This is a genomic window from Halarcobacter ebronensis (assembly GCF_013201825.1).
Taxonomy (GTDB): domain Bacteria; phylum Campylobacterota; class Campylobacteria; order Campylobacterales; family Arcobacteraceae; genus Halarcobacter; species Halarcobacter ebronensis.
This window is the reverse complement of sequence record NZ_CP053836.1, coordinates 49,230-75,309: the sequence shown is the minus strand read 5'-3', so window position 1 is coordinate 75,309 and position 26,080 is coordinate 49,230. Positions and strand designations below refer to the sequence as shown.

Below are 26,080 nucleotides of genomic sequence, written 5' to 3'. Positions count from 1 at the left end.
TAATTATAATTTATATTTTTAAAAATTATTAATAAAGGTATAAATTGAATCTTATTATAAAATCTCTTTCTCTCCTAACTCTTATATTTTTATTCACTTCATGCACAAATGAAAAAGTTGAACTAAAAAAAAGCACATATGATATAAAACAATGCAATAAAAAAACCTACTCAACTAAAGATTTAGAAAACTATAAACAACTAATAAAAGATAATGAGATACAAGGTTACAACTGTGTTGGTTTGTATTATATGAGAAATAAAGATTATAAAAAAGCAGAAAAATATTTTAATCAAGGTAGAGCCAAAGGTAATATTGAATCTTATACTCAACTTGGAAGTTTATATTCAAACTTCTTAAGAAATAAAGAAAAAGCAATAGAGTATTATAAAATAGCAGCAAATAATGGTGAAGCAAAAGCTGCACATAATCTAGGTGTAATCTATGACAAAAAGGCACAATATAAAGAAGCATTAAAGTGGTATGAAAAATCTTTTAATAGTGGGGATACTTACTCTTTATTGGCAATGGGACATATATATAGAAAACAGAAAAAATATGAAAAAGCTATTGAGACTTTTAAAGAAGCTGCTAAGTTGGGAGAACTAGAAGCTTATCATAGTTTAGGGGTTTTTTATGGGAAAGAGAAACAATTTAAAGATTTAAAAAAAGTAGAAGAATATTTTCAAAAAGGTTATGAATTAGGTTGCGGTTTATGTGCTGGCGCAATGGGTGCACACTATGAAGAAGATTTAAAAGATTATGAAAAAGCTATAGAGTGGTATAAAAAAGGGTTTGAACTAAAAAGTGAAGAATCTGCAAATAGATTAGGTTTTATATATTGGGAAGTTTTAAAAGATTATGAAAAAGCTATATATTGGTTTAACAAAGGTTATGAAGATTTAAATTGTATATCTTGTCTTGCTAATGTTGCAAATGTATATACAAGTATAAAAGAGTATGAAAAGTCTATAGAGTGGTACGAATTAGCTTTTCAAAAAGGAAATAAAAATGCTGCTTATAATCTTGGATTAACTTATCAAAATTATATAAAAAATAAAGATAAGGCAATATATTGGTACAAAAAAGCAGTAAATACAAATGCAAAATACAATGCAATAAATAGATTAAAAGAGTTGGGAGTAACATATGAGCAGTAATGATATAACCATAGGACAAGTTTTATCTTTACTTCTTTTATCTTTATTACTAACTTCCTGCACAAATGAAAAGATAGAACTAAAAAAAAGTACCTACAACATAAACCAATGCAATAAAAAAACCTACACAAATAGAGATTTAGAAAACTATAAACAACTAATAAAAGATAAAGAGATACAAGGCTACAACTGTGTTGGTTTGTATTATATGAGAAGTAAAGATTATAAAAAAGCTGAAAAATATTTTAATCAAGGTAGAGCCAAAGGTAATATTGAATCTTATACTCAACTTGGAAGTTTATATTCAAACTTCTTAAGAAATAAAGAAAAAGCAATAGAGTATTATAAAATAGCAGCAAATAATGGTGAGGTAAAAGCTGCACATAATCTAGGTGTAATCTATGACAACAAATTTGCTTATAAAGAAGCTTTAAAGTGGTATGAAAAATCTTTTAATAGTGGGGATACTTATTCTTTATTGGCAATGGGAACAATATATTTAAAACAAGAAAAGTTAAAAAAAGCAATAGATACTTTTTTTAAAGTTGGAGAATTAGGAGAATCTGGAGGGTATTATAATCTAGGTATTTTATATAGAAAAAATAAAGAGATTAAAGATTTAAAAAAAGCAGAAGAATATTTTCAAAAATGTTTAAACTTAGGTAATGCAACTTGTGCTGGTGGCATCGGTACAGTTTATGAAGATTTAAAAGATTATGAAAAAGCTATAGAGTGGTATAAAAAAGGGTTTGAACTAAAAAGTGAAGAATCTGCAAATAGATTAGGTTTTATATATTGGGAAGTATTAAAAGATTATGAAAAGGCTATATATTGGTTTAACAAAGGCTATAAAGATTTAAATTGTATCTCTTGTCTTGCTAATATTGGGAATATTTATGCAGTATCACTAAAAGATTTTGATAGTGCAATAAAATGGTATAAAAAAGCTAGTGAGCTAGGATATGTAGATTCAACTTATAATATAGGTTATACATATGAAGTTGATTTAAATGATAAAGAAAATGCAATTAAATGGTATAAAAAAGCAGCTAAAGATGGTGATGAAATAGCAATAGGAAAATTAAAAAAACTAGGAGTAACATATGAGCAGTAATGATATAACTATAGGACAAGTTTTTTTCAAGCAAGATGAGGGGGTGCACCTATATAGATATTCTATAAAAGATACAGGAGAAGAGATACATGGCTATAGTACAAGTCTTAGAACTAGAACTGCTTATATTATAATAAGTGACAAAGAGAGTGAAAAACTTGTAGGGGAAGAAAAAGATAAAGAAAAAATCTTAGAAACTGTAAAAAATAAATATAAAGACTCCTTACTAAAAGCCATAAAAAAAGAGAGTGAAAATCTAATACAAGATAAGCTACAAGCAGTAAATAGTATAGATATAGATAAAAAGATAGTAAAACTAAGCTCTCTAAGCCTAAATAATGCAAGCTCTTATGGAACAATATTAAAAGCCAAAAACTATACCCATGCCTATAATCAAAAATTAGAAGATAACCTAAAAGAGAATACAAATAAAAAAAGTATAGGAGCCTTATCTTTTAACCAAGATAGTTGTCAAAAAATAATAGATAAAGAACAAATAACCTACTTAGAAAAAGAGCAAGCTTATATAATAGTATCTATGCCTTATGTATATAATATAAAAAAAGACTCAAAAATAAAAGAGTTGGAAGTAACTCTTTATGAAGAAAATACTTCAGCTTCATATATGCCTGAACTTATAGTTGAATATGGAGTTTTTTTTGATGGAACAAAAAACAATATCCATAATATAAATTTTTATAGGAACTATACAGAGTTTTTAAAAGAACCTGCTGAGTTTATTGAAGAGAATAGAGCAAGAAGAATTCCTCAAAAATCAATAGAAGAAATTTTAACTATCCAAGAATACATAGTATCAGAACCAAATCCAGAACTAAATGACCAAGTTCTAATCATACTTCTATCTCAAATAGATAAAGCCCCTAAAGAGATAAGATATTTTGATAAAAACTCAAATCTTGAAACAGAAGAAAAAGAGCTATTAGAAAGCACAAAAGCAAAACATGCTAAAAAAGTGTTTGAGTATTTTCTTGAGGTGAAAAAAGAGTTAAATACAAGTGAAGAAGAAAACAGAGAAAGATATATAAGGGAAAATATCTTAGCAGATGATGATGAAGACAGTAGTTTTACAAATGGAGAATCAAATATCAGCAGACTTTATAATCTTTATGATGGAGCAGATGTAAAAAGAGATAAAACAATTCTTCCAACAAGCAGGTTTAAACTATATGAGAGTGGAGCTGGAACTCATAATCCATATATCAAAGAGGATTATGGGGAGGATTCTATTTTATTTGGTTCAGGCTTTGGAGGAGAAAAATATCTAACTAAAGATAAAACAGGTATCGAAGCACATATTATATATGCTTGTATCAAAATCTCTGAGCAACTAAGATCCTCATCAATTGGATATATAAATGAACTATATCTTGATGTATTTGGTTTTAGTAGAGGAGCTGCAACTGCTAGACACTTTATTTGTTCTATTTTAAATGAAGCAGAAAAAAGTGGTGAAAACTATAGTATAAAGATGAAAAAAGAGAAAAATATATTTACTCCATTTTTTGGAGATAATGGAATTGTATCAATAGATGGGAAAAGATTTTACAACCCTTTAAATACAGAAAAAAGATATTATGGAGGAGGTAGAAGCAGAATAGAAAATCCATATTTTGGAAAGAAAAAGATTATCATAGAATCTATAAACTTTAGATTTGCAGGATTATATGATACTGTACCTCACTTTGGTTTACAACAAGCAAATGATTTCAAATCCTTAAATCTAAACTTTTTTAAAGATGAAAATGAAGACAAAATAGGACAAGTTGTACATCTTATGGCAAAAGATGAGTTTAGATTTAACTTTGATGCCTACTCTATATTTGAAAATATAAACAATGAAATACAAAAAACCCAAAGCTCAACTCTAAGTGGAGGTAAAAAGTTTGAAGAGTATTTTCTTCCCGGAGCACATTCTGATGTTGGAGGAGGTTATAATACTTCTAGTGAAACTACTTTATTAACTAAAAAGTATGTAAAAGATTATGAGCAAATCCCTGAATATATAAAAAACTCAATAATTGCTTGGAATGACAAGTACAATTGGTTAAATACAAATAAGATACAAAAAGTCAATTCAAAAAATGAGATAAGTGATGATTTAGAAGATGGGTTTTATTATTGTATTTTACCTGAAGCAATACCTTCATATATTGGAACAACTTTACCAAAACCTATGTTATATCTATATATGCATAAGAAACAGGTATTAAATAAATACGAATATGTTACTCTTAAAATCATGTATGAAAGAGCTATTTACAAAGATATGACTCAAGGTAAAGAACTGGGTAAAAAGGAAGCTTTAGAGCTGCTTCCTTTTGCTTCTTTATCTTCATACAGTTTTAAAGATGATGAGATATTAAATAAAGTATATGACACATTAGAAGAAAAAGGTGAGTTTACAAGTGGAGATACTCTTTATAAGAGTTTAAAAGATGATTATATACATCACTCTTCTAAATATGCTGATTTTGTAAATAAAGCCTCTTTTGAAAAAAAAGAGCTAGGGGATTTTTATGGGAAAAGAGTTTTATATACAGCTTTAGGTGATAAATATACAAGGTAATATTAGTTTGGAAAGTGAAGATTAAATCTCCACTTCACCTAAAACTCCACCCACTCTTGCAAAAAGAATAAGATAAGCTATATCAAGCGCTCTATCAGCAATTTTTTCATTTTTTCTTAGTGCATTTAAAATCTCAGTATATTTACTAAAATCTTCAATTTTTTTATCTTGTGAAAGAATATGGTCTTGAAACTGGTTATAAAGTTCATCTGTTTTTTTCTCTGCAACAATTACATTGTTAAAATTTTCTCTAACCTCATCATGACTGCACTCAATCATTTTAACAGCGCTTTCAAGGCACTCTAAAGAGGATTTATGTAAAGGAATTGCATACTCTTTTGTATCCTCTTCATTTATATTGTTACAATAGACCTCAAAACTTTTTATAAAACTTTTCGTATTTGAAGAGGCTCTTTGAAGCTCATTTGTAATCTTAAAAAAGGAGACAACAAATCTTAAATCAGTAGCCTCAGGACCAAAAAGAGCTAAAGTTTTGATTATGATATTATCTATATCAGCCACTTTTTGAGAGATAATTTTTAAAGACTCTTCAGCCTCTTTTAATAACTCAACTTTACATCCATTAAAAGCTTTTAGAATAGTCCTATTTGAAGCCAAAATAGAGTTTGCGATTTCTAAAACACCGCTATTTACATCCTCTAACTGTTCTGCATATCTTTTTAACATTATCCAAATCTCCCTGTAATATAATCTTCAGTCTGCTTTTCACCAGGATTAATAAAAATCTCTTCAGTATCATTGTATTCAACAAGCTTTCCAAGATACATAAATGCAGTGAAATCACTAATTCTACACGCTTGCTGCATATTATGAGTTACTATTGCAATGGTTACATCTTTTTTTAGTTCCACTATTAACTCTTCAATTGCTCCAGTTGAAATTGGATCCAAAGCAGAGGTTGGTTCATCAAAAAGTAAAAGATCAGGTTTAACTGCAACAGCTCTAGCTATACACAATCTTTGTTGTTGCCCACCACTAAGTCCCATAGCATTTTTATCAAGTCTATCGCTCACTTCATTCCACAAAGCACTTCCTTTTAAAGCCTCTTCAACTTTATCTGAAAGTTCACTTTTATTTTTAACTCCGGCTATTTTAAGGCCATAGGCAACATTATCAAAGATACTCATTGGAAAAGGAGTTGGTTTTTGAAAAATCATTCCAACCCTTTGTCTAAGTTTTATAAAATGGTTCTCTTTTTTTATATCTAAAATATTTTCCATCTTATCTGTTTTTGAATTTTTAAGCATCAATTTGCCCTCATATTTATTATTTGGGTAGAGGTCATGTATTCTATTTAGTGCCCTTAAAAGTGTAGATTTACCGCAACCACTAGGACCGATAAGTGCAGTTATTTTATCTTTTTTAATAGGTAAATTAATATCTATCAAAGATTTTTGAGGTGCTCCTGCATAGGTAAAACTAAATTTTTCTACATTCATTATTGACATATACTTTATCCTTTGTGTCTTGTTAAATATCTTCCAAGAAGATTTATTATTAAAACTAGAAGTGTTAATATAAAAGAGGCTGCCCAAGCTAAATCTCTACTTGCTTGGACTGGATCATTTGCTAAATCATAAATACTAACTGTTAAAGAGGGGAAAGATTCTGTTAAATCCAAAGTAAAGTAGTTACTTGTTCCACTTGTAAAAAGAAGTGGAGCAGTCTCCCCTATAATTCTTGCAAAAGAGAGAAGAAGTCCCGTCATAATCCCAACTTTTGCAGCTTTAATTATAATATCTATAATAACTCTATATTTACTAGCCCCTATTGCAATACCAGCTTCTCTAAGTTCAATAGGAACAAGGCTTAACATATTATCCGTTGTATTAATTACAATAGGAAGCATCATAATTGTTAGTGCTATACTTCCTGCAAAACCACTTGTCCCTCCTGTTGGAATTACTACAACAGCATATACAAAAGCTCCAATTACAATAGAAGGAGCACTAACCATTATGTCATTTAAATCCCTAACTAATCTTGTGAATTTGTTGTTATACCCATACTCTTGCAAATAAATTCCAGCTAAAACTCCAATTGGAATACCAATTAAAGAGGCAATTCCAGCCATAATAAACTGACCTATAATTAGATTTCGTAAGCCATTTGAGATTAGATCATCTATAAAAAGTGTAAAGTGAAAAGAGGTAATCCCTTTTAAAAAAAGAGTTATTAAAATCCATGCCAAAAAAGCAAGCCCAATAAAAGCTGACAAAATTGCCAACAATAAAACTATTCTATTTAGTAGCAGTCTCATTTTTTAACCCTTTTTAGAAAATAGAATTTCGCAATGGAGATAACTATAAAACTAATTATAAAAAGCATAAATGCTAAATAAAACAAAGATGAAGCTCCAAGTCCCGTTGCCTCTCCAAAGTTATTTGCAAGGGCAACTGGAATTGAGATTGTGGGAGAGTTTAAAGCCTTTGGAAGTTCAAAAACTGAACCTATTAAAAAGGCAACAGCCATTGTTTCACCTAAAGCTCTACCTAGAGCTAAAATAATTGAACCTATAATACCAACCTTTGAGTAAGGGAATATTACATCTTTTATAACTTCAAACTTAGTTGCACCAAGAGCATAAGCTGACTCTTTTAAGATATCAGGAGTTGTTTTCATACTATCCCTTGTAATTGCTGCCATAAAAGGTAGAATCATAACACCAAGAACAAGCCCTGCTGTTAATAAAGAGACTTGATACCCACCAACAAAATCTTGGATAATTGGAGCAAAATAGAAAAGTCCCCACATACCAAAAATTATACTTGGAATGGCGGCTAGTAACTCTATTGCAATACCCACAACATTGGAGATATTTTTTGGAGCAATTTCAGCTAAAAATACAGCTATTCCCATAGCAATTGGAAGAGCAAAAGCTATTGCAATTAGAGTTGATAAAAGAGTTCCTACAATTGGAATTAATCCACCAAAAACAGTTTTTGTTGGTTCCTCATCAGGGAAAAGACTATACTCATCAACAGTTTTATGTTTTGCTAATTCCTCTTTTGTTAAAGGAACTTCTTTTTGCCATGCAGGATTAGATATAAACCCTAGTCCAAACTCATGAATAGCATCTTTTGAAGATATAAAGAGTGTAATAAATATACTAATTAATATTACAAGTACAATTGATGCACTTAATAAAGAGAGATTTTTAAAAATTTTTTCCATATTTCCTAACCATAAATTTTTTTGACAAGAGCCCTTTGGCTCCTGTCATAGAGAAAATTACATTACGCCTTTTTCAGACCAGTATTTTCTAATTTTTGTAGTTAATGCATCTGGAAGAGGAACAAATCCTAATTCACTTGCCAATTCTGCACCATTTTTAAATGCATAATCATAAAATGCTGTAACTTTTTTATCAACATCAGCTTTTTCTTGAGGTAAAAGAATAAAAGTAGCCGCTACTATTGGGTATGCATCGCTACCTGCTGGGTCACCAATTACTGCATAGAAATCTTTTGCTGGATCTAAATCAGCTTTTGCAGCTGCTGCTTGGAAATATTTTAATTCAGGTTTAATATAGTTACCCTCTTTGTTTTCAACTGTTGCCATTGCTAAATCATTGTTTTTAGCATCTGCATAGTCAATATAACCAATTGAATATGGAGTTTGTTTAACTAAAGCAGCAACACCTGTATTTGTTTTTCCACCAATATGATGGTCTCCTGGCCAATTTAGAGATTTTTTAGCACCAAAAGCTTCTCTCCATTTTTTAGAGATTTTACTTAGGTAATAAGTAAAGTTAAAAGTTGTTCCTGAACCATCTGCTCTGTGTACAAAAGTCAGTTTTTCGTGTGGTAATTTAACACCTGCGTTTGTAGAAGTGATAAGTTTATCATCCCAATATTTTACATTACCTAATGCAATTTCAGCTAAAGCTTCTCTGCTTAATTTTAATTCACCAACATTTGGTACATTATAACTAATTGCAATTGCACCAACAACTGCAGGAAATTGGTAAAGTTTTGCTTCACTTAATTGATCTGGATTTAAAGGAGCATCAGTTCCAGCAAAATCAACAGCTCTTGCTTTCATATCAGCAATACCATGTGAGCTTCCTTTTTTTACATAATCAACTTCCACATTTGTTGAAGTATGATAAGCTTTAATCCATGATTGATATACACTATATGGGAAAGAAGCACCACTACCTTTAATATCCGCTGCAGAAGCGATTGATGTTGCCAATGCTAATGCAAGTAATAAATTTATTTTTTTCATTACTATAGTCCTTTTTTTAAATTCGTGAATGTAAATATAGAACTTTGTGGTTATAAAATGGTTACAATTGTTGTATATACAATTATGAAGAACAAATTAGAGAAACTTCTGAAATCTTGGAGAGACTTCTATATGGTTGCTGTAGAGGTTTTATAAAGATTTTATAAAAATTTCTACGTACCATTTTTATAATTACTTTTAGGCTCTTTTATTATTAAGAATTTAATAAAATTGATTGTTTTTAAAGCATAATTGCCCTTTTAAAATCATTTTTATAAGTTTCTGCCAAAGCTTTAGTATTTAAAATAATGCTTATAAGCTCTTTTTCTTTAGGTGGATTTTTAAGATAAAAAGATAGCTCTTTTATTGAAAAAGTTGATACTCTTTTTTCTAAAACCATTTTATCTTCTTCATTTATTACACCCTCATTTAAAACTCTTACATACCATCCTGTTGCACTGTTTTTTACAATATATCTATTTGGCTCTTTTCCAAAAAGAGCTCCAATTTTCCAACAAGGTTGTCTTGGTTGTGTAACTTCTATTAAACACTCTCCTACTTTATAAACATCTCCAACATAAATACTATCTTCATCTATCTCATCAACAAAAATATTACAGCCTACAAAGAGCTTATCAAAATCTGGATTTTTATCTAAATGTAGTGTTGAGCCAAAATGAATAGCTTTATCTTCTCCTCCGTGAAATCTTTTATCAACTTGAAAATCACCCTCTAATCCAAGTTTTGTAACTCTAACTTTTTTTAAAAAAATATCTTTTTTATAGGCACTTTCAAACTCTTTTTCACCTCTAAAATAACTTTTAGGTTCACCTATTGCGATAGATTTAAGTTTCATTTTTGCTCCTTATATAATAAATGATGCAATTATAGGATTGTGATCTGATAAAGAGGTGTTAATTACCTTTGAGTATTCAAAAGTCAAACCCCTAAAAAATATATAATCCAAACTATTTTTAAAAATCTTTTTTATATCTTTTTCATCACTTGAGATGGCTTGTTTTAAAAACAGCTCTTTGCAAAAACTATTTAACAGTTCTACTCTTTTTTTATTCCAAGTATTAAAATCCCCTGCAACAATCAAAGCATCAGAATAGTTTAGCAACTCTTTTTTTAAAAGATTCAACTCATACTCAAAATCCTTTAAAGGGACAAAATTTAAAGCATGAATATTTACAACCATTACACTTTTATCATTTATTATATGTTTTGTTATCAAAACTGTCTTATGGGTTGCAAGTTTTAATTCCCTTTTTTGAGTAAGTAAAGAGTAACTATCACTACATGAGATAGAAAAAAGATTCATAACCCCATAAATACTCTTTTTAGTTTGAATATTAGGAGAGAGAACATAAGAGTAAGAGTCAAAAACTTCCAAACTAAAGTTTATATCACTCTTTACCTCTTGCAAAACAAAATAGTTTAAAGCCTCTTTTTTGACTAACTCTTTAAAAAAGGTTTTAAACTCCTCTTTTTTTGTAAGTTTAGCCACATTCCAACAAAGAATATTTAAGCTATTTATACTATTTATCTCTTGATGTTTAAAAAGAGTTACTGTTTTGTTTGGTTTTAACATTATATTTGAGGAGCAACTATTCTCATTAAGTTTTCAACAAGAACTCTTGCATGGGATGCACTATTTATACCTATAATAGAGTTTTCAACAAGTTCATCCATCCAAGTCTCAATTTTAGAGATACTTTCAATAGAAGAGACAAAAGTTGTAACTTCATAGTTTAGAAAAAGACTTCTATTATCTATATTTACACTTCCAACCATTGCCCATTTATCATCAAATAAAATAGCTTTCGCATGTAACATTCTGCCTCTATATAACATAATATCTATATAGTTATCTTGCAACTCTCGCAAAAAAGAGCTTCTTGTTAAATCTGCCAAAATATGATTTGAGTGTTTTGGAGTTATAAGTTTTACGTCAACCCCTTTATGTTTTGCTATTATCAAAGCTTTTGTAAGGGTTTCATTTGGAATAAAATATGGAGTTACAATCCAAATTCTACTTTTTGCCATAAAGATTTTATTTAAAATTGTCTCATATAAAACATCAGTTTTAACATCAGGTCCACTTGGAATAACTTTTATCTTATCATTTCCATCTTCATATATTGGAATCAAATCAAAACTTAATCTCTGTTTTGTTGCATAATACCAATCTGAAGCAAAGATAGTAAAAAAATCTTCCACACAAGAGCCTTTACAAGAGAAAAGTATATCTTCCCATCTATCTTTAATATACTCTTTTCCAAAATACTCATTTGAAAGATTGACTCCACCACTTAAAACCTTTTGATTATCAAAAATATATATCTTTCTATGGTTTCTTAAATTTATATAGTTTCTAAAAGGTATTTGGAAAATTGGCATAAAAAACTTTATCTCTGCTCCTAAATTTTTTAGGGTTTTAAATTTACTTTGAAAAAGATATGTATATAAAGAACCCAAAGAGTCTATTAATATTTTTACTTCTAGCCCCTGTTTTGCTTTCTCTTCTAGTAAAGAGATTATCTCTTTTGTTACACTATCATATTTAAAAACATAGGTGCAGATATAGATACTCTTTTTTGCTTCATTAATTGATTTTACAAACTCATTATAAGATTCTATATAGTCAAAAAAGAGTTCCATCTTCCCATTTGTTGCACTTTTATATATTTCAAACTCTTCAGTACTACTTGTGTGGTTTTTTCTATTTACGGAGATATTCTCTTTTTTATATTTACTTTTTACCTTTCTTGTTCCAAAAATAAAGTATAGAACAAGGGCTAAGTAAGGAACTAAAATAAGAAATAGAAGCCAAGCAATCATACTGCTTGGTTCTCTTCTTTTATATATCATATGAATAAGTACAAAAATAATAGTAAATTCTCTTAATATAATAAGAGCATATATAATAAGGTTTGAGAGCTCCAAAGCTAAAGGGTATCCTTTTTAGAAATTACTTTAGATTTTACACAAATTACCTTTTTAGAAGTTTGATTTATTCAAAAAAAAATATCAAAAAGTGTTAAATTTTATCATTTTTTACAAAATTTACATCATATTTGCATAAGTGTAAATAAGAGAAAAAATCTCCTATTTATGGTGCTTTGAAAATTTTTAAATAAAAAAAGTCCATAAAATCGAGCTTAAATAAAATTTCTAAATTTTTTTTTGAAAAAAACTTCTCTGTGGAACACTAAGTGCAATATACATTTTCGTAAACATAATAACTAAAGGAGACAATATGTCAGATTTAAGACAAATAGCGTTTTACGGAAAAGGTGGGATTGGTAAATCTACTACATCTCAAAACACATTAGCAGCAATGTGTCACTACTATGGTAAAAAAATTCTTATCGTTGGATGTGACCCAAAAGCGGATTCAACAAGATTAATCTTACACGAAAAAGCTCAATCAACAATTATGCAATTAGCTTCTGAAGCTGGAACAGTTGAAGATTTAGAGTTAGAAGATGTATGTAAACCAGGTGCAGATGAATTTCACCCAGATAATACTGAAATTACTGAGGGTTATATTATGTGTACTGAGTCTGGTGGACCAGAGCCAGGTGTTGGATGTGCAGGTAGAGGGGTTATTACTGCAATTAACTTTTTAGAAGAAGAGGGTGCTTATGATGACGAATTAGATTTCGTATCTTATGACGTTCTTGGAGACGTTGTTTGTGGTGGATTTGCTATGCCAATTAGAGAAGGTAAAGCACAAGAGATTTATATCGTAATGTCTGGGGAAATGATGGCTATGTATGCAGCTAACAACATTTCTAAAGGTATTTTAAAATATGCAAATACTGGTGGAGTTAGACTTGCTGGTTTAGTATGTAACGCGAGAATGACAGATAGAGAGTATGACCTAGCTAAACACTTAGCACAACAAATTGGTACTCAAATGATTCACTTTGTTCCAAGATCTAACCACGTTCAAAGAGCTGAGTTAAGAAGAATGACAGTTGTTGAATTCTCACCAAACTCTGACCAAGCTATGGAATATAAAGAATTAGCTAGAAAAATCATTGAAAATGATATGAAAGTTATTCCAGCTCCATTAGAAATGGATGACCTAGAAAACCTATTAATGGAATTTGGACTTGAAGAAGAAGTAGAAGAGGGTGCAGTTGGACAAAAAGAAGCGTAATAGCTTCGTCCTATTGAATAAATAGATACAAGCAAATTTAGGCAAAGAGTTAAGGTGAACTCGTTCACCTCTTTAGGGTTTGCTTCTTAAAAGGTGCATGAAAAAACTCATGTTTTTTTAGGGGACCTTTAAGTGGAATTTACTTCCACTGTCAAAAGAAGTCAAAATAAAAGGTCCCTCAAATTTTGGGACAAAATTTTAGGAGAAGAAAATGTTTATATGTGGATACCACTTCCCAGCAGATATGGGTAACGATGTAAGTTTTGATAAAGTTATTGAGAAAATTGAAGATGGATTAGATGCAGCAGGAAAAACTGTTACATTAACTTCTGAAACAAGAGAAGGTCAATTATTAGAAACTATTGAAGTAGCTGAAGGTTCTTTTGCTCATAAAGCACTTGTTGATTACTTTAACAACACAGAAGTACAAGAAAAAAATGGTTTCAAAATGGTTTATTATACAAATAAATACCAAATCTCAGAAATTTCTAAATCTGTAGATGGTGAAGCAACTAAAGATTTATGTAAAAAATTAGATGACATGAATCTATATAGAGTAAAAGTAGCGTAAGCTTCTTTTGCTTGCCTAAGTAAGAAGGAGAAAAAATGGGACCAGAAACATTAGAGAGTCTACAAAACGAAGCTATTGAGGAAGTACTAGCTGCTTATCCTGCAAAAGCTGCGAAGAACAGAGCGAAGCACTTGGGTGTAGATGCACCAGAAGGTGTTAAAGGTGCTTGTGATAAAACAAGATCAAACAAACAAACAGTTCCAGGTGTAATGTCGCAAAGAGGTTGTGCATATGCGGGATCTAAAGGGGTTGTTTGGGGACCAATTAAAGATATGATTCATATCTCTCACGGACCAATTGGATGTGGACAATATTCAAGAGGTGGTAGAAGAAACTATTATATTGGAACAACTGGTGTAGATACTTTTGTTACAATGAACTTCTCTACAGACTTCAATGAAAAAGACATCGTATTTGGAGGGGACAAAAAACTTAAAAAAGCTCTTGAAGAGATTGATTCGTTATTCCCACTAAACAACGGTATCTCTATCCAATCTGAGTGTCCAATTGGACTTATTGGTGATGATATCCAAGCTGTTGCAAAAGTGCATAAAAAAGAGACTGGTCATCAAACAGTTGCAGTTTCATGTGAAGGATTTAGAGGGGTTTCTCAATCTCTTGGTCACCACATTGCAAACGACATGATCAGAGACTACGTTATGCCAGATACTGCATTCAGAAAAGATTACGAATCAACGCCTTATGATGTATCAATTATTGGGGATTATAACATCGGTGGAGATGCTTGGGCAACAAGACTTATCTTAGAAGAGATGGGATTAAGAGTAATTTCTCAATGGTCAGGGGATGCATCTTATAAAGAGATGGCAAATGGACCAAAAGCTAAATTAAACTTACTTCACTGTTATAGATCTATGAACTATATTTCTAGACATATGGAACAAGAGTTTGGTATACCTTGGATGGAATATAACTTCTTTGGACCATCTAAAACAACTGAGTCTATTAGAAAAATTGCTTCATTTTTTGATGAATCAATTCAAGAAAAAGCAGAAGCTGTTATTGCTAAATATACTGCAATGACTGATGCTGTTATTGCTAAATATAGACCAAAATTAGAGGGTAAAAAAGTTATGCTTTATGTTGGTGGATTAAGACCAAGACACGTAATTGGAGCATACGAAGATTTAGGAATGGAAGTAATCGGTACTGGTTATGAGTTCGCTCACGGTGATGATTATAAAAGAACTAAACATGATATCGAAAGATCAACTCTAATTTATGATGATGTTAATGAGTATGAATTAGAAGCTTTCGTTAAAAAGTTAAGACCAGACTTAGTTGCTGCTGGGGTTAAAGAGAAATATGTATTCCAAAAAATGGGATTACCATTTAGACAAATGCACTCTTGGGATTACAGTGGTCCATACCATGGTTATGATGCTTTCGCAATTTTTGCTAGAGACATGGATTTAGCTATGAACTCACCAGTATGGGGACATTCTAAAGCTCCATGGGATAAAGAAGCGTAAGGAGAATAGAATGCAAGACGTAGAAAATATAGTAAACGGACAAAAACTATTTTTAAAACCAGAATATCAAGCGGTTTTTGAAAATAAAAAACAATTTGAAGGAACAACAGGTGCTGTTGATCCTAAAAAAGTAGAAGAGATTGCTGAGTGGACTAAATCTTGGGATTATAGAGAGAAAAACTTAAGCCGAGAAGCAATTACAATTAACCCAGCTAAAGCTTGTCAACCATTAGGTGCAGTTATGGTTGGATTAGGTTTCGAAGATACAATGCCTTACGTTCATGGTTCTCATGGGTGTGTTGCATACTTCAGATCATATTTTACTAGACACTTTAAAGAGCCAACTCCTTGTGTATCTGACTCAATGTCTGAATCTGCGGCTGTTTTCGGTGGATTAGCAAATATGAAAGATGGTTTAAGAAACTGTAATGCTTTATATAAACCAAAAATGATCGCTGTATCTACTACATGTATGGCAGAGGTTATTGGGGATGACTTAAATGCATTCGTTATTGGTGCAAGAGAAGAGGCTGAAGGGGAATTAGATAATATCGAAATTCCTTACGCTCATACTCCATCATTTGTTGGATCACATATTACTGGTTACGACAATATGATGAAATCAATTTTAGAGCAATTAAATCCTCCAAAAGCTGAAGCTAAAGATGAAGAGAGAATTAATATTATCCCTGGGTTTGAACCATATATCGGTTCTCTAAGAGAGATTAAAAAAATCTCTAAACTTTTCGGTGACAAAATCATTATGATTGGTGACCACGAAGATCAATGGGATACTGGTGCTGGTGAATATAAATTATATGCAGGTGGTACAACTATTGCAGATACAAAAACTGCAATTAATGCGAAAGCAACTATCTCATTACAAAAATATTCAACTGTATCAACAGCTAAAACTATTAAAAACAAATGGAAACAAGATTATGTAACTTGTAATCCAATTGGTTTAAGCGGAACAGATGAATTCGTTATGAAACTTTCTGAACTAACTGGTAAAGAGGTTCCTGAGGAATTAAAAGTTCAAAGAGCTAGATTAGTAGATGCAATGCAAGATTCATATCCATATATGCATGGTAAAAAAATTGCAATCTGGGGAGATCCTGACTTCTTATTAGGTATGGTTTCTTTCTTAGTTGAAATGGGTTCTATCCCAACTCACGTTGTATGTAATAATGCACCAAGAAAAGGTTGGGAAGATGAGATGAAAGCTATCTTAGCTAAATCTAATAGTGCAAATGAGTGTAATCTTTGGCCAAATAAAGACCTTTGGGCATTAAGATCATTACTATTTACTGAGCCAGTAGATTTCATGATAGGAAATGTTTATGGTAAAGAGCTTTATAGAGATACTGGTATTCCATTGATTAGAATTGGTTTCCCAATTTTCGATAGACACCACCTACATAGATACTCTATAAGTGGATACGAAGGTGCATTAAATCTATTAACATGGATTACAAATGCAATCTTAGATCAACTTGATGAAGAGACTAAAGGTATTGCAAAAACAGATTACTTCTTCGATGCAGTAAGATAATCTTTAAAACTAGAGGAAATCCTCTAGTTTTTTTTTAAAATAACGTTATATACTAAGGAACATAATGCTAAAATTTCCTTAGTTTTTTTTTAAAAACCGTTATATATAAAAGGATATAAAGTGGAAATATCATCAAGTTTAACTTTAGAGTTATTAAATCAACCCTTCTTATTGGAGAAGAGAATTGACCTTCTTTTTGCCATAAAAAAATGTGGTTCAATTAGTCAAGCTGCTAAAGAGGTTCCTATGAGTTATAAAAAAGCTTGGGAAGCTGTTAATACAATGAACAACCTCTCATCAAACCCTGTAGTTCATACTGAAACAGGAGGAAAAGGTGGTGGAGGAACAAACTTAACTAAATATGGAGAGAATCTTCTAAAAACTTATCTTGTATTAAAAGAGGAACACAAAAAATTTCTTGATAACCTAAAAAATATGGCTGATATTGACACTGGAACCTTAAAAAACATTGGGAGATTGGCAATGCAAATAAGTGCAAGAAATCAAATTAGCGGAGTAGTCGAATATATAAATGAAGGACGCGTTAATGCAGAAGTATATATTAGGCTAAAAAGTGGTTACACACTTGTATCTACAATTACAAAAGGTGCAGTGACTAACTTAGGTCTTCATGTTGGAGATGAAGCCACTGCTATATTTAAATCAAGCACAGTATTACTAACAACCGATTTCACTCTAAACATTAGTGCTAGAAATAAATTTCAAGGAACTATTGAGAGTATTCATGAAGGGGAAGTGAACACAGAAGTAATTATAACCATTGGCGGAAGCGATAAAATTGCATCTGTTATCACTTCAAGTTCTGTTAAAGCCTTAGGCTTAGAAGAGGGTACTAAAGTTAGCGCCGTTATAAAAGCAAGTGACATAATCATTGGTAAATAGCCAAAATAAAGGAGAATATATGATTAAAAAGATTTTATTAGTAGTTTCACTATTAATTAGTGGTGCGTTTGCAGATAAATTAAATGTTGCTATTGCAGCAAATGTAAGTTATGCTATTGGTGAGCTTAAAGCTGAGTTTAATAAAATCTATCCAGATATTGAAATCCATGAAACATTAACAAGTAGTGGAAAATTAACTGCTCAGATTAAGAATGGTGCTCCATTTGATATCTTTATGTCAGCAAATATGAAATTCCCAGACGCACTATATGCTGATGGTTTAGCCGTAACTAAACCTGTAGTTTATGCACAAGGTTCTTTAGCATATTTAAGTAGCAAACAACTTGACTACTCTAAAGGGATAGACTTAGTAACAGGATCAGATATTAAAAAAATTGCAATTGCAAACCCTAAAACTGCTCCTTATGGAAAAGCTGCTGTTGAAGCTATGACAAATGGAAAAGTTTATGATAAAGTTAAAGCTAACTTAGTATTTGCAGAATCTATTTCTCAAACAGTTACTTATGCATTAACTGCTACTGATGTTGGATTTATTGCAAAATCAACACTTTATAGCGACAAAATGAAAGAGTATAAAAAAGGTGTAAATTGGGAAGATGTAGATCCAAAACTATATACTCCAATTAACCAAGGAATAGTATTACTTAAAAAAGCAGAAAATAATCCAGAGGCAAAAGCATTTTATGACTTTATGTTAAGTGAAAAAGCTAAAAAAATACTTCTTGAATATGGATACTTAGTTCCATGAATAAAATAGTTGCGACTATTTCAAAAATTCACAATATTGAAAACCTCAATATTGTGGAGTTTGAATCAGAGGGTATGAAACTTAAAATGATGAGTTTAGATTTAAAAGAGAATACAAAAGTTGGTCAAAGTGTATTTTTAACAGTTAAACCAACTCATATTGCAGTTGCAAAAAATTTAAGTGGTGACTTAAGTTACTCAAATCAAATAGAATCAAAAGTTTTTAAAATGGATGAAGGTGAACTTTTAAGTGTTATTTATGCAAAAGCTTCTGAGATTGAACTGCAAAGTATAATTACTACTGACTCAGCAAAAAGAATGAATATAAAAATTGGAGATAAACTTACTCTACTGATAAAAGCAAGTGATCTCTCAATATTGGAAGTGATTGATGATTGATATTTTAAGAAATATAGAGTTTGGTCCTTTTCTGCTATCTTTTAAACTTGCAGGAATAACAACTTTGATTTTGTTTGTAATTGCGATGCCTCTTAGCTGGTACTTATCACAAACAAAATCAAAATTTAAACCATATATGGAAGCTTTAACAGCACTTCCAATTGTATTGCCCCCTTCTGTTTTAGGTTTTTATATTCTTTGGGCTTTATCACATAACTCTCCTTTGGGGAAATTTTTTGAGGATATTTTAGGTTACAAACTTGTATTTAACTTTACAGGTCTTGTAATTGCTAGTTGTTTTTATTCTCTTCCTTTTATGGTGCAACCTTTGCAAAGCGGCTTTGAAAGTGTTAGTAAAAATATGTTAGAGGCTAGTTATATTAGTGGGAAAGGTAAAATGCAAACCCTGTTAAAAGTTGCCTTACCAAATATAAAACCCTCTTTAATGACTGCCATAATTGTAACTTTTGCACATACAGTTGGAGAGTTTGGTGTTGTTTTAATGGTAGGAGGAAGTATTCCAGATGAGACAAAAGTTGCTTCTGTTGCAATTTATGAATTTGTTGAAATCATGGATTATACAGCAGCTCACATCTATAGTGGAATCATGGTAATAATTAGCTTTTTTGTACTTTTAAGTGTCTATATTTTTAACCATAAACAAAATAAAAAATTTGGTGGTATTTAATGATAAAAATAGATATTAAAAAAGAGCTACATGGTTCAACAGGAAAGATGACTTTAGATGTAGATTTAGAGATTAAAAGTGGAGATTTTATAGCTCTAGCAGGAGTTAGTGGGAGTGGTAAAACAACACTTCTTAGAATACTTTCTGGTCTTGAAGAAGCAAAAGGAACTCTTAAAATTGATAATGAAGTTTGGCTTGATGAAAAGTTTTGTATCCCTCCTCAAAAAAGGAAAATTGGTTTTGTTTTTCAAGATTATGCACTTTTTCCTAATATGAGCGTAATAGAGAATCTTTTATATGCAAAAAAAGATAAAGAACTTGCAAATAAACTTCTTGAGATGACTGAGTTAAAAGAGTTGGCAAAAAGATATCCAAGTAGTTTAAGTGGGGGACAAAAACAAAGAGTTAGTCTTTGTAGAGCTTTAATGAATAGACCAAAACTACTTTTGATGGATGAACCACTTTCAGCTCTTGATCCAAATATGAGAACAAAACTTCAAAATGAGATTTTACAACTGCATAAAGAGTTTGAAACCACAACAATTATGGTAAGCCATGATCCAAGTGAAATATATAGATTAAGTAATAGAGTGATAATGCTAAGTCAAGGTAGAGTTGTAAAAGATGGTAAAGCAAAAGATGTACTACTTAAAACAACAGGAAGTGCAAAATTCTCTTTAGAAGGGGAACTCCTTGATATAAAAAAAGTGGATGTAATTTATATTGCAATTGTAGCTATTGGACAACAAATTGTTGAAGTAGTTATAGATAATGATGAAGCAAAAGATTTAAAAATAGGACAAAGTGTTAGTGTAAGCACTAAGGCTTTTGCTCCTATGATAAAACAAAATTAAAGGTAAAAAAATGTTTAAAAAGATTCTTATTATAATTTTACTTAGTACACTTTTTGTATATGCAGATGATTTAAAAGTTGCTGCTGGTGCAGGATATAAAAAAGTGGTTACTAAAATAATCAATGAGTATGAAAAAAATGGTAAAAAAATTGATGGTTTTTTTGGGAATATGAAACAAGTTAGTTCTCAAGCAAAACAAACCGATATTGCATTAGTTATCGGAGATAAAAATTTTATCCTTAATAAAAGTGGCTTAGAAGTAGATTCATTTATTACTCTTGGAGAGGGCAAAGTTGCAATTGCTTATGCTAAAGGTATTAAACCCTTAAACTCTTCAAAAGATTTGTTAGATAAAGAGATAAAAAGGATTGCAATACCACAACCTAAAAAGGCTATTTATGGAATTGCTGGTGAAGAGTTCTTAAAAAATGAAAGCCTATATGACAAAGTTAAAGATAGACTCTATGTGGTTGCAACTGTACCCCAATCTTTAACCTATCTTATTACAAAAGAGGTTGATGCAAGTATTATAAATCTTACAGCAGCTTTAGAGAACAAAGATAAAATTGGTGGATACATAATAGTTAACTCAAACTCATACTCTAAAATAGAGATTGGTGTAGCTAAACTTAAAAATTGTAATGAACAATGCGAAGAGTTTATTCAGTTTTTACAAAATGAGAAATCAAAAGAGATTTTTAATACTTATGGATTATAAGAGGTGGAAGGTATTGTAATTGAACAGCTTACAACACCTTTATGGCTTAGTTTTAAAGCAATTCTTGTAACTGCAATACTTTTTTTACTAATAGGTGTACCAATTGCCTATTTGTTATCTAAAAAAACTCTTCCTTTTAGATGGCTTTTGGACACCCTTGTTACCCTTCCACTTATTTTCCCTCCAATTGCAGTAGGATTTTTTCTACTTCTACTTTTAGGTAAACATGGTTTTATAGGAGAGCTTCTTTTAAAACTGAATATTGAGATAATCTTTAGTTTTACAGGTATTATAATTGCTGCTTTTATTGCAGGTCTTCCTCTTATGGTAAAACCTTTACAAGCAGGGATTGAACAATTTCCAAAGGAGATAAAAGAGGCCTCATATTTAAGTGGCAAATCAAACTTTCATACCTTTATTTTTGTTATTTTACCTACAATTAAAAATGCTCTTATTGTTGCACTACTTATCTCAACTGCAAGAGCTTTGGGAGAGGTGGGAATAACTTTGATGTTAGGGGGAAATATCATAGGAAAAACTGATACTATCTCACTGGCAATTTATAATGCAGTATTTGATGGAGATTATGATTTAGCCCTTATACTAAGTGGTATATTGGTTTTTATCTCAATTTTGTTTTTTATTGCCCTAAACTTTTTTGACAAAAAGACAAAATTGTCAAAGTAACTTATGCCTTTTTAAAGTGCCAAGTGATATATTGAAAAATAAAAATAAATGAGGAATTATGTTTAATTTAACAAATTCAGAATTGGAAAATTATATCCAAGAGGATATTCCATATTTTGATTTAACTACAAGCTTACAAAAATGTAAGGATAAAAAAGCACAACTTGAAGTCTATACAAGAGAGGATATTGTGGTCTCTTGTACAGAAGAGGCTGCAAATATAGCAAAACTTCTTAACTGTGAAGTTGAGTCTTTTGTAAAAAGTTGTAACTTTATAAAAAAAGGTGATACTCTTTTAAAATATAGTGGAGAGTATGAAGATATTCACAAAGCTTGGAGATCTACACAGATGTTTTTGGAATATAGTTGCAAAATCTCGACCCATGCTTATAAAATGAAAAAAAAGATTGATGAAGTTAACAGTTCATGTGAATTGCTTACAACAAGAAAGACCTTTCCTTTTTCAAAGAGATTTTGTATTAAAGCAGTTATTTGTGGAGGAGCAAATCCACATAGACTTGGGCTTTCAGAATCAATACTATTTTTTGATGGACATAGATTAATCTATAAAGATAATAAAGAGTTTTATGAAGCTATAAAAGATATTAAAAGTAAAATCAGTGAGAAAAAAATTGGTGTTGAGAGTGAAAGTTATGAAGATGCCATTGAACTTATGAAATATGGTGCTGATACAATACAACTTGATAAAGTCGATTTAGAAACTTTAGAAAAAATAGTATCTTACAAAAATGTAAACTTCCCAAATATTAAAGTTCTTGCAGCAGGGGGAATAAATCTCTCAAATGTACAAGAGTATGCAAAATGTGGGATAGATGGGGTGGTTACTAGTTCAGTTTATGTTTGTGGTTTAGCAAATCTAAGTAGTAGAATCCAAATCATAGAGTAAAGGGAATATAACTTGCAATTACTTCAAAAAGATTGGAGTAATAATGGATATAGAAAAAATTTTGTTCCCACTTGTTTTAATTGTTTATATAAGTGGTGCCATACTTTATTCAAACTATAGGCATAAAAAGGGTTGATTTTAAGGAACAGTTCTTGCATATCATTTTATACCTTTTGTAAATTAGATTTTAAAGAGTAAGGAATTCAATGCCCCTTACTCTTTTCTTTTTGCAAAAAAAGAAAAAGGAAATGGTTTTATGCACGTAGCAACATTAGAAGCAACATTAGATTATGCAAAAAAATTTTCAACTTACAAAGACTTCTACATAAAACACAATAATCTTATATTTTCGAAACTTGGACTTGGAACCTTTAATAAAGAACCTTATAAAGAAGAGAATTATCTATTTCACTATATTGAAGGGGTAAAAGCAGCTATCAAAAATGGTATAAACTTTATAGATAGTGCAAGTAATTATAGATATGGTCAAAGCGAAAAAGAGATAGGAATAGCTCTAAAGGAGCTGTTTGATGAAAATGCAATTAAAAGAGAAGAGTTAATTATCTGTTCAAAAGGTGGATTTATTCAACTTGAGTATCCTTTTCCTGAAAATCCATATGAGTGGATTGAAGAGAATATTATTGAAAAAAAATTTGCAACAAAAGATGATATAGAACTTGACCAACACTGCATGACGGCAGATTTTATTGAGTGGTCATGTAAAAAATCTTTGGAAAATATGGGTATTGATTCTTTTGATATCTACTATTTACACAATCCAGAGATGCAACTACTTAAACTTGGAAAAAGTAAATTTCTAAAAAGAGTTGAATCAATTTTTAAAAAATTTGAAAAAATGGCAGACCAAGGTTTAATAAACTATTATGGTGTTGCCACTTGGAATGGTTTTATAAATGATGGAACTATAAATGAACTAATAAATTTAGAAGATTTAGTAGAGATTGCAAAAAAAGTTGGAGGGAAAGATCATAGATTTAAGTATATTCAAAGCCCATTTAATATGGGGAAAACCTCTATATATACCCTTCCAACCCAATATGTAAAACATGAAAAATGTACTCTTTTACAAGCAGCACATAGATTGGGAATTGGTGTTATTTCTAGTTCATCACTTCTTCAAATGAATCTATTTAAAAAATCAATCAAACCTGAAACTGGTTACTTGCTTGATCCAAATATGATTTTGAAAAATGATATTCAACTAGCTCTTCAATTTGTAAGATCAACCCCTGGAATTATTAGTTCACTTTTTGCTTCAAAAGTGCCTGTTCATATAAAAGAGAATTTAGAGATTACAAAAATCAAAGCTAGCCCTAGAGCAAACTACGACTTGATATATAAAGTATGAAAATATGATATATGATATAGTTGTAGTAGGGGGTGGAGTAGCTGGATTAATGGCTGCTATTGAAGCAAAAACAGATACAAATAAAGTTGCACTTATAACCAAAGGAAATATCTTTAAATCAAACTCTGCCATGGCAAGTGGTGGAATAAATGCAGTTTTAAAACCTGAAGACAAAGAGGCAATAGAGTCTCATATTGAAGATACTTTTAAATCTTCTAAAGGATTAGGTAATAGAAAAAATATTACTTATATGTGTAAAAGGGCTTCTCAAATTATCTCAAAACTTGTTAGATATGGGGTACCTTTTGATAGAGATGAAAAGGGAAATATTGCCCAAAGACCTTTTGGTGGAGCGGGGATCAATAGAACCTGTTATGTAGGGGATAAAACAGGTGGAGCAATTACTCAAGCTCTTATAAAAAAAGCAAAAGAGTGTGGTATAACTTTTTTAGTAAATACCTATGTTCTAAATATAACAAAAGATAAAAAATCTGTTTGTGGAGTTGTGGCTCTTAGAAGAATTGACTCAACAGTTTTAGTATATCCAGCTAAAGCAGTTGTTCTTGCTGGCGGTGGTTATGCAGGGATTTACAGAGGAAATTCTACAAATGCACAAGATTATACAGGTGACCTGCTTGCTGTTGCTCTAAGAGCTGGACTTGCATTAAAAGATATGGAGTTTGTACAGTTTCACCCAACAGGTATTGCAAAAACAAACTATCTTGTTACAGAAGCAGCTAGAGGTGAAGGTGGTTATCTTATAAACAGTGATGGGGAACGTTTTGTAAATGAGCTTGACACTAGAGATAAAATTGCAAAAGCTATTTTAGAAGAGAAGGAAAAAGGTCATAAAGTATATATAGATCTAAGACATTTAGGAGTAGAGAAGATAGAGAAAAAACTTCCCTCTTTATACAGTGTTGCTTTTAACCAAGTTGGTGTTGATATTAGCAAAGAGTTATTGGAGATAAAACCTGTTGCACACTACACAATGGGTGGAGTTAATTGCAATATGTGTGAAACAAAAATTGCTGGTCTTTTTGTTTGTGGAGAGATGGCTGCTAATGGTATCCATGGAGCAAATAGACTTGGAGGAAACTCTTTACTTGAAGGTACTGTTTTTGGAGAACTTGCAGGACAAAAAGCTTTACAATATGCAAAAGGAAAAGAGTTCCTACCAATAGATTACAATGATGTAATCAAAGATATTAAAATTGTTGATAAAATATTTGCTGGAGACACTTCTAAAAACTTTAATGCAATTAGAGTTTCACTAGGAAATTCAATGTTTAATGATGTGGGTATTATTAGAAGTAAAAGCAGTCTTGTTAGGGCATTTGACTATGTTAAATATTTAAGAAATCAATCATATTCTCTACATTGTATAAATAAAGAGAGAAGAAATAATGTTGAGTTAGTCTCAATTTTGGAGTTAAGAAACGCTCTTGAAGTATCAGAAGCTGTAATTCTTTCAGCTAAAAAAAGAAAAGAGAGTAGAGGAGCTCACCATAGAAGCGACTATGTAGAACAAAAAGAGAAATACCAAAAACATATTTTGGTAAAAGAGATACAAAAAGGCTTTTTCAAATTGGAGTTTGAAGAGAAAGGCTTTTTAAATAGAGTTAGAGACTTCATTATAAACAAACATTAAATCAAAAAAAGGAGAAGATGATGGCAAAAGTAATGCTTAGAGAAGATGATGGTGTAATATATTTTTATGTTGCAAAGAAAGATATGGAAGAGACAATAGAGAGCCTAGAATTTGATACAGAAAACAACTGGGGTGGAGAGGTAGAACTTTCAAATGGTGAGACATGGTGGATTCAACCAGGACCTAAAAATTTACCAAAAGAAGAAGTTTGTAAAAAGATTTCTGATTAATCAT

At 30.7% G+C, this 26,080-nt stretch carries 27 protein-coding genes; 19 read left to right on the top strand and 8 right to left on the bottom strand.

The window, feature by feature from the left end; translation table 11 throughout:
* Positions 1–44: 44 nt before the first annotated feature.
* From AEBR_RS00380 to AEBR_RS00370, 3 genes are read left to right on the top strand one after another with little or no spacing between them, the layout of a single operon-like run.
* On the top strand, positions 45–1,160 hold the full coding sequence (locus AEBR_RS00380; RefSeq protein WP_129085970.1) for a tetratricopeptide repeat protein: 1,116 nt from the start codon (positions 45–47) through the stop codon (positions 1,158–1,160).
* The gene (locus AEBR_RS00375) at positions 1,150–2,274 is read left to right on the top strand and encodes a tetratricopeptide repeat protein (protein WP_129085969.1); all 1,125 of its coding nucleotides are present in this window, start codon (positions 1,150–1,152) and stop codon (positions 2,272–2,274) included. Before AEBR_RS00380 ends, AEBR_RS00375 begins: the two co-directional genes overlap by 11 nt.
* A complete protein-coding gene (locus AEBR_RS00370) occupies positions 2,264–4,861 on the top strand; it encodes a phospholipase effector Tle1 domain-containing protein (RefSeq protein ID WP_129085968.1) in 2,598 nt (865 codons plus the stop codon). Before AEBR_RS00375 ends, AEBR_RS00370 begins: the two co-directional genes overlap by 11 nt.
* A gap of 21 nt (positions 4,862–4,882) precedes the next feature.
* On the opposite strand, the gene AEBR_RS00365 is transcribed toward AEBR_RS00370, so the two are convergent.
* The 5 genes from AEBR_RS00365 to pstS are packed head-to-tail and all read right to left on the bottom strand — an operon-like array spanning position 4,883 to position 9,112.
* Entirely contained in the window at positions 4,883–5,548 is a 666-nt protein-coding gene (locus AEBR_RS00365; protein ID WP_129085967.1) for a phosphate signaling complex PhoU family protein, read from the bottom strand.
* Positions 5,548–6,330: a phosphate ABC transporter ATP-binding protein PstB gene (gene pstB, locus AEBR_RS00360; protein WP_129085966.1), complete on the bottom strand. Its 783-nt coding sequence runs from the start codon at positions 6,328–6,330 to the stop codon at positions 5,548–5,550. The genes AEBR_RS00365 and pstB overlap by 1 nt, the downstream gene beginning before the upstream one ends.
* Positions 6,331–6,335: 5 nt before the next feature.
* Positions 6,336–7,142 carry a phosphate ABC transporter permease PstA gene (gene pstA, locus AEBR_RS00355; protein ID WP_129085965.1) on the bottom strand — a complete coding sequence of 269 codons (807 nt, stop codon included), beginning with the start codon at positions 7,140–7,142 and terminating at the stop codon, positions 6,336–6,338.
* Complete coding sequence (pstC, locus tag AEBR_RS00350; RefSeq protein WP_129085964.1) at positions 7,139–8,056, bottom strand: phosphate ABC transporter permease subunit PstC; 918 nt, start codon at positions 8,054–8,056, stop codon at positions 7,139–7,141. Before pstC ends, pstA begins: the two co-directional genes overlap by 4 nt.
* A gap of 57 nt (positions 8,057–8,113) precedes the next feature.
* On the bottom strand, positions 8,114–9,112 hold the full coding sequence (gene pstS, locus AEBR_RS00345) for a phosphate ABC transporter substrate-binding protein PstS (protein ID WP_129085963.1): 999 nt from the start codon (positions 9,110–9,112) through the stop codon (positions 8,114–8,116).
* Between the two features lie 24 nt (positions 9,113–9,136).
* Between pstS and AEBR_RS15525 the strand changes: the two genes are divergently transcribed.
* Positions 9,137–9,268, top strand: coding sequence for a hypothetical protein (locus AEBR_RS15525; protein WP_267284942.1), 132 nt, complete (start codon positions 9,137–9,139; stop codon positions 9,266–9,268).
* 85 nt (positions 9,269–9,353) lie between these two features.
* On the opposite strand, the gene AEBR_RS00340 is transcribed toward AEBR_RS15525, so the two are convergent.
* Genes AEBR_RS00340 through AEBR_RS00330 form a run of 3 tightly spaced genes read right to left on the bottom strand, consistent with a single transcriptional unit; the run spans position 9,354 to position 12,061 of the window.
* Positions 9,354–9,968, bottom strand: a complete 615-nt coding sequence (locus AEBR_RS00340; RefSeq protein WP_129085962.1) for an MOSC domain-containing protein — start codon at positions 9,966–9,968, stop codon at positions 9,354–9,356.
* A 9-nt stretch (positions 9,969–9,977) separates the two neighbouring features.
* Positions 9,978–10,706 (bottom strand): endonuclease/exonuclease/phosphatase family protein, encoded by a 729-nt coding sequence (locus AEBR_RS00335; RefSeq protein ID WP_129085961.1) that lies wholly within the window; start codon positions 10,704–10,706, stop codon positions 9,978–9,980.
* Positions 10,706–12,061, bottom strand: coding sequence for a phospholipase D-like domain-containing protein (locus tag AEBR_RS00330; protein ID WP_129085960.1), 1,356 nt, complete (start codon positions 12,059–12,061; stop codon positions 10,706–10,708). Before AEBR_RS00330 ends, AEBR_RS00335 begins: the two co-directional genes overlap by 1 nt.
* A gap of 313 nt (positions 12,062–12,374) precedes the next feature.
* Here AEBR_RS00330 and nifH point away from each other — a divergent pair, with 313 nt between their 5' ends.
* The 15 genes from nifH (at position 12,375) to nifT (ending at position 26,076) form a co-directional block, all read left to right on the top strand.
* On the top strand, positions 12,375–13,283 hold the full coding sequence (gene nifH / locus AEBR_RS00325) for a nitrogenase iron protein (RefSeq protein ID WP_129085959.1): 909 nt from the start codon (positions 12,375–12,377) through the stop codon (positions 13,281–13,283).
* Between the two features lie 211 nt (positions 13,284–13,494).
* Positions 13,495–13,854 (top strand): hypothetical protein, encoded by a 360-nt coding sequence (locus AEBR_RS00320; RefSeq protein WP_129085958.1) that lies wholly within the window; start codon positions 13,495–13,497, stop codon positions 13,852–13,854.
* Positions 13,855–13,889: 35 nt separating this feature from the next.
* Entirely contained in the window at positions 13,890–15,347 is a 1,458-nt protein-coding gene (gene nifD / locus AEBR_RS00315) for a nitrogenase molybdenum-iron protein alpha chain (protein WP_128980410.1), read from the top strand.
* A gap of 10 nt (positions 15,348–15,357) precedes the next feature.
* Positions 15,358–16,902: a nitrogenase molybdenum-iron protein subunit beta gene (nifK, locus tag AEBR_RS00310; RefSeq protein ID WP_129085957.1), complete on the top strand. Its 1,545-nt coding sequence runs from the start codon at positions 15,358–15,360 to the stop codon at positions 16,900–16,902.
* Positions 16,903–17,022: 120 nt separating this feature from the next.
* Complete coding sequence (locus tag AEBR_RS00305) at positions 17,023–17,805, top strand: TOBE domain-containing protein (RefSeq protein WP_129085956.1); 783 nt, start codon at positions 17,023–17,025, stop codon at positions 17,803–17,805.
* A gap of 22 nt (positions 17,806–17,827) precedes the next feature.
* A complete protein-coding gene (gene modA, locus AEBR_RS00300) occupies positions 17,828–18,574 on the top strand; it encodes a molybdate ABC transporter substrate-binding protein (protein WP_129086234.1) in 747 nt (248 codons plus the stop codon).
* A complete protein-coding gene (locus tag AEBR_RS00295; RefSeq protein WP_129085955.1) occupies positions 18,571–18,972 on the top strand; it encodes a TOBE domain-containing protein in 402 nt (133 codons plus the stop codon). The genes modA (AEBR_RS00300) and AEBR_RS00295 overlap by 4 nt, the downstream gene beginning before the upstream one ends.
* Positions 18,965–19,660, top strand: coding sequence for a molybdate ABC transporter permease subunit (gene modB, locus AEBR_RS00290; RefSeq protein ID WP_128980402.1), 696 nt, complete (start codon positions 18,965–18,967; stop codon positions 19,658–19,660). The genes AEBR_RS00295 and modB (AEBR_RS00290) overlap by 8 nt, the downstream gene beginning before the upstream one ends.
* Positions 19,660–20,514, top strand: a complete 855-nt coding sequence (locus AEBR_RS00285; protein WP_129085954.1) for an ABC transporter ATP-binding protein — start codon at positions 19,660–19,662, stop codon at positions 20,512–20,514. The genes modB (AEBR_RS00290) and AEBR_RS00285 overlap by 1 nt, the downstream gene beginning before the upstream one ends.
* A gap of 10 nt (positions 20,515–20,524) precedes the next feature.
* Positions 20,525–21,232, top strand: coding sequence for a molybdate ABC transporter substrate-binding protein (modA, locus tag AEBR_RS00280; RefSeq protein WP_129085953.1), 708 nt, complete (start codon positions 20,525–20,527; stop codon positions 21,230–21,232).
* Positions 21,233–21,235: 3 nt separating this feature from the next.
* Positions 21,236–21,919, top strand: coding sequence for a molybdate ABC transporter permease subunit (gene modB, locus AEBR_RS00275; RefSeq protein ID WP_228712115.1), 684 nt, complete (start codon positions 21,236–21,238; stop codon positions 21,917–21,919).
* 58 nt (positions 21,920–21,977) lie between these two features.
* Positions 21,978–22,826: a ModD protein gene (modD, locus tag AEBR_RS00270; RefSeq protein ID WP_129085952.1), complete on the top strand. Its 849-nt coding sequence runs from the start codon at positions 21,978–21,980 to the stop codon at positions 22,824–22,826.
* Positions 22,827–23,082: 256 nt separating this feature from the next.
* Positions 23,083–24,195: an aldo/keto reductase gene (locus AEBR_RS00265; protein ID WP_129085951.1), complete on the top strand. Its 1,113-nt coding sequence runs from the start codon at positions 23,083–23,085 to the stop codon at positions 24,193–24,195.
* A gap of 4 nt (positions 24,196–24,199) precedes the next feature.
* A complete protein-coding gene (locus AEBR_RS00260) occupies positions 24,200–25,846 on the top strand; it encodes an L-aspartate oxidase (RefSeq protein ID WP_129085950.1) in 1,647 nt (548 codons plus the stop codon).
* A 20-nt stretch (positions 25,847–25,866) separates the two neighbouring features.
* Positions 25,867–26,076 (top strand): putative nitrogen fixation protein NifT, encoded by a 210-nt coding sequence (nifT, locus tag AEBR_RS00255; RefSeq protein WP_128980390.1) that lies wholly within the window; start codon positions 25,867–25,869, stop codon positions 26,074–26,076.
* Positions 26,077–26,080 lie beyond the last annotated feature (4 nt).